At 37.9% G+C, this 5,007-nt stretch carries 4 protein-coding genes and 1 pseudogene; 4 read left to right on the top strand and 1 reads right to left on the bottom strand.

Translation table 11 applies throughout. The features are described from left to right. The 3 genes and pseudogenes from AN486_RS26080 to AN486_RS26070 form a co-directional block, all read left to right on the top strand. Window positions 1-1,058 (top strand): tetratricopeptide repeat protein (locus AN486_RS26080; protein WP_290603014.1); only part of this gene is annotated, 1,058 nt, incomplete at its 5' end. A 458-nt stretch (window positions 1,059-1,516) separates the two neighbouring features. Continuing rightward, window positions 1,517-2,028 (top strand): annotated as a pseudogene (locus AN486_RS26075) (nucleoside transporter C-terminal domain-containing protein). A gap of 62 nt (window positions 2,029-2,090) precedes the next feature. Continuing rightward, a complete protein-coding gene (locus AN486_RS26070) occupies window positions 2,091-2,831 on the top strand; it encodes a phytochelatin synthase family protein (RefSeq protein WP_290603013.1) in 741 nt (246 codons plus the stop codon). Window positions 2,832-3,261: 430 nt separating this feature from the next. Here the strand turns inward: AN486_RS26070 and AN486_RS26065 are convergent, their stop codons facing one another. Beyond that, on the bottom strand, window positions 3,262-4,422 hold the full coding sequence (locus AN486_RS26065; RefSeq protein WP_290603012.1) for an AI-2E family transporter: 1,161 nt from the start codon (window positions 4,420-4,422) through the stop codon (window positions 3,262-3,264). Between the two features lie 190 nt (window positions 4,423-4,612). Here AN486_RS26065 and AN486_RS26060 point away from each other — a divergent pair, with 190 nt between their 5' ends. Beyond that, complete coding sequence (locus AN486_RS26060) at window positions 4,613-4,975, top strand: hypothetical protein (protein ID WP_290603011.1); 363 nt, start codon at window positions 4,613-4,615, stop codon at window positions 4,973-4,975. The last annotated feature ends 32 nt before the right edge of the window (window positions 4,976-5,007 follow it).

The raw sequence follows: 5,007 nt of genomic DNA, 5'->3' as shown, positions 1-5,007 counted from the left end.
ATAGAGAATGGGGAAAATATCAGCAAGCTGTTGATTGTGAAAACCAAGATTTAGCAATTCGTCAGCAGTTGGATGACCAAGATAGAATTGCTCTTGCTTATTTTCAGCTAGGAAGGATTTATCAAGGTTGGGGTAAATACGAACAAGCAATCAGTTACTACGAACAAAGTCGGGAACTTTATCAACAATTAGATAAAGAGAAAAATGTAGCTAATCAGTGGTATAACCTAGCTGATTGCTATAGAGAATGGGGAAAATATCAGCAAGCTGTTGATTGTGAAAACCAAGATTTAGCTATTTGTCAGCAGTTAAATGACCAAGATAGAATTGCTCTTGCTTACTATCAGCTAGGAAGAATTTATCAAGGTTGGGGTAAATACGAACAGGCAATCAGTTACTACGAACAAAGTCGGGAACTTTATCAACAATTAGGTAAAGATGAAAATGTTGCTAGATGTTTTCGACGACTTGCTTACTGTCAAATCTTATTAGCCAAAAATACCGTACACACTATAGAAGTTACTGAATTACTGAAACAAGCTGAGAAAAATATCCACCAAGCTATAGAAATCAATACTCTAGAACAATATCAAGAAAATCTTGCTTACGATTACACTACACTCAGTTTACTATATTCAGCAGATCTACATCTTTTACCTGTTGATAACTCTTCAATACCAGAAAAGATTGGTTTATTTGAGGAATACTATCACAAAGGCTTCACATATCTTGATGAACTGGGACAAATAGTAAATAAAGCCGAAGAAGCTTTAGATATAGCTCGTGTTTACCTAGAGGTAGAAATTCTAGAAAATCTTAACCGGAGCGAAGAAATGGCTCAAGAATGTTTACAAGTCTTTCAAGATTACAACCGCCAAAAATTGACAGCTTCAGCATATAAGCTGTTAGGGGAAATTTACCTGAAACGGACACAGCAAAATCAGCCTGATAATCAAGTTATTGCTCATCAGTTTTTAACTCAGATTTTGCAAATCTATCAAGATTTAGATTTACAGGAAAAAGCTGGAGAGATAAGCATGATCCTGGATAATGTATAATTCATTACTTATGATTATCAATAGACATCTGGTGAGAATTAAATGTGCGTGGTTTAAAACCCGTGTAGAGACGTTCCATGGAACGTCTCTACTTTTTTACCAGATGTCTAATTATCAGTTCCCCAAAACACAGATACCCCTGGTTCATTTTTGTTGTGAACCAGAGGTATCTCATAATTGGTAGACTATAAATCTTTCGGTATACTGAAGTTGAAACCAATATACACTCTTTATTCCCATTTGCATAGTTCTGTAATAACAATTTATTTAAGTTTTGTATACTTTTAATTATTTCTTTATATTTAAGATTAATTAAGCCAGCAAATATCCTGTTTTTATTTCCTTGCATTAGCAGCATTTTGGTGATAAATACCGCCTAAATTAGCTAATTCGGCACTTAATGATCGGAAATTAAGTTATTCTGAAGCTTATTTGCAAAAAATATGGAAACATTGAATATGGAACGCGCTATTTCATTTTTAGGCATTTGTGTTTTCATCGGTATATCCTACGCCCTGTCCGTGAATCGTCAAGCCGTGCGTTGGCGTACAGTTGCTTGGGGGTTAGGGTGGGAATTGATTTTGGCTATAGTCATTCTCAAAACGGCTTGGGGTTTGAACTTATTTAAATCCTTGGGAAATATCGTTGGTAACTTTTTAGCTTTTTCTGATGTTGGTGCAAAATTCGTCTTTGGTGAAAACGTAAAAAGACGATTCTTAATGAATTTATCGCCTATTTGGATTTAGGAGAACTGATTAAGAAACAAGAAATTTCTCAACGTTCAGCTATTATTACTACCTATGCCTTATGTAATTTTGCTAATATTGGCTCAATTGGCATTACTATTGGTGGAATGACAGGAATAGCACCCAACCGCCAACAAGACTTAGCCCGTATGGGTGTAAGAACTATGATTGGTGGATTATTAGCGGGTTTTATTACTGCGGGAATTGCAGGAATTTTAATTTAATAATATAAAATGATGCCTTGCTGTTGTCCTAAAAATAATTTAAATCAGGTTGAAAATAAACTATGAAATTGGCAGCAATCAATTCTATCAAAACATCAGTTAAAGTTATTACTTTAGGCATTTGTTTAGCTGGAGGTAATGTCTTTGCCCAAACATTATCACTTTCCCCAAACTTGATTGGTTTTGATACTCCTGAAGGTGAAAGGTTATTAATTGCCAGTAAATCAAACAATGATTTTTTTCCATTAAGTACGCAGTTTGTCACCCAAATTAATCAGGCATATTGTGGCGTTGCTAGTATGGTTATGGTGTTAAATAGTTTGAAAGTTCCTGCACCAGAAGCACTACAATATAAGCCATTTCGGGTATTTACCCAAGATAATTTTTTTAGTAATGCAAAAACTAGAACTGTGGTAAGTTCTGAAGTTGTTGCCCGTCAAGGTATGACTTTAGATCAGTTAGGAGGATTATTGGAAAGTTATGACGTGCAAGTTAAGGTGTATCATGCTGGTGGGACAAATTTAGCAGAGTTTCGCAAGTTAGCAGCAGAGAATTTAAAGCAACCAGGAAATTTTATTATTATTAACTATTTACGTCAGGAAATTGGTCAAGAACGAGGTGGACATATTTCGCCTTTAGCGGCATATAACGAGTTAACAGATAGATTTTTAATTATGGATGTTTCGCGCTATAAATATCCACCTGTTTGGGTAAAAACAGAGGATTTATGGAAAGCAATGAATACAAGTGATGTCGGTGCGGGGAAGACGCGGGGGTTTGTATTGGTGAGTAAGAATAATTGATGTTTATCTACAGGGAACAGGGAACAGGGAATAGGGAATAGGGAACAGGGAACAGGGAACAGGGAACAGGGAACAGGGAACAGGGAACAGTTGTTACCAAAACTGTAACAATTGAGGATTTATGAATCTGTGGATGAGATAGTGAACAATTAGGAGATTAGCAACGTCTTTTGTAATAGACACCTGAAAATCTGGAGTAATTGAGGTAAAAGGATGAATTCTGTCACAACCAATTTTCTGCAACGACGTTATGGGGTAAGTTTGGGTAGACGTTATGTTTTAGCAGCCGCTGGTGTTATGCTATTAGGTGCGTTTGCTTCCCGATAGATAACAGCAATAACATTTTTACTAAATCTTATCTACCCAATACAGAACTAGGCTTTTTACCGGACGATAATCTACTTTGAGAGCAATATGGCGGATGAGTATGTCATGAAACACTCAAAGAATTATTAGGCTCTATTTTCGGAGATGCTTCTGGTGTCATGGGTGCAGATATCTCTTCGGGGTGAGAGTCTTCTGTGTCCAGATTAAGTGTTGAGGGACGAATGGCATTGATGATGCTTTTAATAACCACAGCGCAGGGAACAGCAACAATTACGCCTAAAAGTCCGCCAATTCTCGCTCCAGTTAAGACAGAAATTAAAATCCACACGGGGTTTAATCCTGTAAAACTGCCTAATATTCTCGGTGCAATCAGATTTTCCAGAATTTGCTGGACAATTATGGCTGCTATTAATACCCTTACGCCCATAGAAACATCTTGAAGTGAAACTAAAGAGGTGGTAAGGGCGATACCTACAGAACCACCAAAGGGGATAAGTGCCATGACTCCAATAGTTAACCCAAATAATAGACCAAAGGGAACTTTTAGCCATAAAAAGGTGGGAATTAGGGCAGAAGCCATGCAGGTTGAGAGGATTAGTTGGGTGATAAAAAAGTTTTGAAAGCTTAAACGAACTGTTTTGGAAAAGGGGGCGCGAAATTTACCAGGTAGCCATTCTACTAAACTTTGCCAAAGTTCACCGCCATGCTGTAATAAATAAAAGGTTAATACCATTGTCAGCAGGAAATCGAGCAGACTGGTAACAGTGATCACCGCTAAATTTAGCACCTGTCCGGCGATCGCCTGTAATTGTCCTTTGACGCGATCGTTGATTTGTGCGGCTAAAGCATCGAGGTTGATTGGTAAACCAGCGCCTTCTGCTTTTTCATTGAGGATCATTAATTGAGAACGTCCTGAGTCTATTAAGTCTGGTAACCGCGCCACCAGTTGTTGAGCTTGAGTCAGGGCGAGAGGAAACAGGGTGACACCTAGAGCTAATAAAATGGATAATGCTAACAAAAATACAAGAATGGCTACTTGCTCTCGTTTCGCTCCGTGATTTTCCATCCAACTCACGGGGTAGCTGAGTAAAAATGCTAATACGGAAGCTCCGACTAAAATAACAATCAGGGAGTGAAAATAATTGAAAATTGCGGCAATAGCCCAACCATTCAGAACTAATAGGGGCGCAAGTAGGGCGATCGCTAAAAATCTGGCTATAGGTGTCAGTGTTTGCCACCAATTGAGTAGCTTGCGTGTCTGCATTTTTAAGTAATTACACTATATAACTAAATGGGTTTCTGCTTGACCAAGTATTAATCTCGTTGAGGCAGATAATAGGTGATGAAAATTATCAATTATTAATTGCCTCCTACCTAACAAGTAACTTAAGTTATTTATCTCTAACTTAACGACTATTATTCACCATCTCTAGTTTATGATCACATCAACCACTATGGATAACTTGCCCTCAAAAGATACAGATATCTCAAAAACACAACTCGTTCTGTATTTGATTCCCATTATCGGCTTTTTTCCCTCCCTGTGGACTCTCTATCAGCGGCAGGGTAGTCGGGAACAACTGGCAATCAGTCGTTTGTCTATTACCTTGGCTTTTATCTGGATGTTAGGTTATTTATTGTTAACTACTGAATCAGCAACGAATTTTTTGACACTTCGCTTTTTAATCCTCAATAGTTTCCTGACTTCTGGTTATTTTTTAGTGAGTATTTGGTTGATTTTTCGGGTCATTCAAGGTAAATCCTCCCGTTTACCGGGATTTAGCAACTTGGCAGAACGAGTATGGCGGAAATATTAACCGGGGAACAGGGGGCAGGGGAGCAGGGGAGC

It is taken from the genome of Anabaena sp. AL93 (assembly GCF_001672085.1).
GTDB lineage: Bacteria > Cyanobacteriota > Cyanobacteriia > Cyanobacteriales > Nostocaceae > Dolichospermum > Dolichospermum heterosporum.
The sequence above is the reverse complement of the archived record's forward strand: the minus strand, read 5'-3'. Positions and strand labels throughout refer to the sequence as shown.

What these genes read in the sequence shown, in the direction of transcription:
- AN486_RS26070 (WP_290603013.1), top strand. Translation starts at nt 2,091, where the DNA reads ATGAAATTGGCAGCAATCAATTCTATCAAAACATCAGTTAAAGTTATT.
- AN486_RS26065 (WP_290603012.1), bottom strand. Translation starts at nt 4,422, where the DNA reads ATGCAGACACGCAAGCTACTCAATTGGTGGCAAACACTGACACCTATA.
- AN486_RS26060 (WP_290603011.1), top strand. Translation starts at nt 4,613, where the DNA reads ATGGATAACTTGCCCTCAAAAGATACAGATATCTCAAAAACACAACTC.